2 protein-coding genes and 1 pseudogene are annotated in these 1,474 nt (G+C 40.3%); 1 reads left to right on the top strand and 2 read right to left on the bottom strand.

What is annotated here, in order from left to right; all coding sequences use genetic code 11:
• Nucleotides 1–8: 8 nt before the first annotated feature.
• Nucleotides 9–659 carry a hypothetical protein gene (locus BHE89_RS17100; RefSeq protein ID WP_077885058.1) on the bottom strand — a complete coding sequence of 217 codons (651 nt, stop codon included), beginning with the start codon at nt 657–659 and terminating at the stop codon, nt 9–11.
• A 253-nt stretch (nt 660–912) separates the two neighbouring features.
• On the opposite strand from BHE89_RS17100, the gene BHE89_RS23895 reads away from it, so the two are divergent.
• Nucleotides 913–1,086, top strand: a complete 174-nt coding sequence (locus BHE89_RS23895; RefSeq protein WP_171729892.1) for a hypothetical protein — start codon at nt 913–915, stop codon at nt 1,084–1,086.
• Nucleotides 1,087–1,146: 60 nt separating this feature from the next.
• Here the strand turns inward: BHE89_RS23895 and tnpA are convergent.
• Nucleotides 1,147–1,474 (bottom strand): annotated as a pseudogene (gene tnpA, locus BHE89_RS17110) (IS200/IS605 family transposase); the annotation flags it as partial.

Below are 1,474 nucleotides of genomic sequence, written 5' to 3' on the forward strand. Positions count from 1 at the left end.
ATTCAATATTATGGTGTCAATTTGGCAGGCTTGAGAAGAGTATAAGTACATTCAAATGCTGCCTTCTGAATACGATAAATATCTTGGCTATCTGTTGTGGATTGGACAACGGCATCGCCCGATTGAAAACGTTGCAATTCCCCCCAAGGTGCCTTCATAACAAATGGAGGTGTAGATTCCGGTACAATAAAGTAATTCATTTCGATACCTTTTGGCGTAAAAGGCTGATAATCACTAGGATAAGAACCTACATTAATTTCACTATTTTCTGCGATATTGTAACGTTGAACAAATTTGGCTTTTCTTACCAAGATCTCTTCATTACCTGTTTCTGGGCAAATATTTTGTACTACCCAATCACCTACTTTTGCTGGTTCTGAAACGGTTTCAATTCCTTCACCTTTAATTATCGTTGTGATGATCTCACCTTCTTTAGCGGGTCTTGCTAAGACCGGTTTTGTTTTAATGGCAACACCGGTGATCCCTGCTTGCTGAGCTTGCGTAAAGTAAGCTACGCGTTCTTTTTGCGGTAATTGAGAAAGATCATTAGCACATACAAATGAAGGAATTAAGGTTAAACCTATCAATAGTATTTTTGTTCTGTTTTTCTTATAGAGCTTGTCGCGACTTGAATAACGGCTTTGTATATAAAAAGGCATTGAATTGTTTCCTGGTAAATATCATTCGTACTTAATACGCTAGTGAAGCATCTCTAAATGTTAAAGCGATTATGGCAGGAAATAAAACATTGGCACGAGTAAAATCAGTTACCTAGCCGAAAAAGATCAAAAAATCGAGAGTTCTCACAACTTAGAAAAGAAAACATGTAATTAAGAGAAAAAAGGGGTAAGTCGTTAAATAAAGCATTAGGATGTTTCATCATCAAGCCTATTTAATTAAAAGGAATTACTTATGCAAATAATTTACCCTGATGACTATTCAAAAACAGGAAAACCTGATGAGGCCTTTGAACAAGAATATCGTTGCGTTCAAAGGCTAAATATTCATTGTTTGTTACTCTCATCAGAAGATATGGCATTAGCGAAAAACGCCGTAAACCCTCGCCCAGTGCGGGCGGAGATATAAGGCGAAAGGCCTGCAGGGCTTTAAAGATCAATCAGGCGTTGACTGGCTCTGAACGTAGGCTCAGAGTGTTTCAATCGTTGCCCCTCCGGTGCTACAGACAAAGTACGACCTTGACCACAAAAGTCCCCGTTTTACTTTGTGTCCGTAAATGTGTGTTTTGCTGGCGCAGCAGGCGCGACGATACTGATTTCAGATTGTTGACCATCACACTGACCGCCAGTTTTGGCGGGTAAGCAACCAGCAGATGCACATGGTCAGGCTCTCCGTCCATCTCAATAATTTCGCATTCAAGTTTTGCCGCAGCGGAGTCAAATGCATCACGCAGTTGAGCGATCATCTGTCCGTCAAATAGCTTACGTCGATACTTTGTCGTAAAGATCAGAGGCAC

The organism is Shigella sp. FC1967, from assembly GCF_001743005.1.
Taxonomy (GTDB): domain Bacteria; phylum Pseudomonadota; class Gammaproteobacteria; order Enterobacterales; family Enterobacteriaceae; genus Proteus.

Bases quoted from the DNA above. Each gene is read 5' to 3' on its own strand.
- BHE89_RS17100 (WP_077885058.1), bottom strand. From the start codon at position 659: ATGCCTTTTTATATACAAAGCCGTTATTCAAGTCGCGACAAGCTCTAT.
- BHE89_RS23895 (WP_171729892.1), top strand. From the start codon at position 913: ATGCAAATAATTTACCCTGATGACTATTCAAAAACAGGAAAACCTGAT.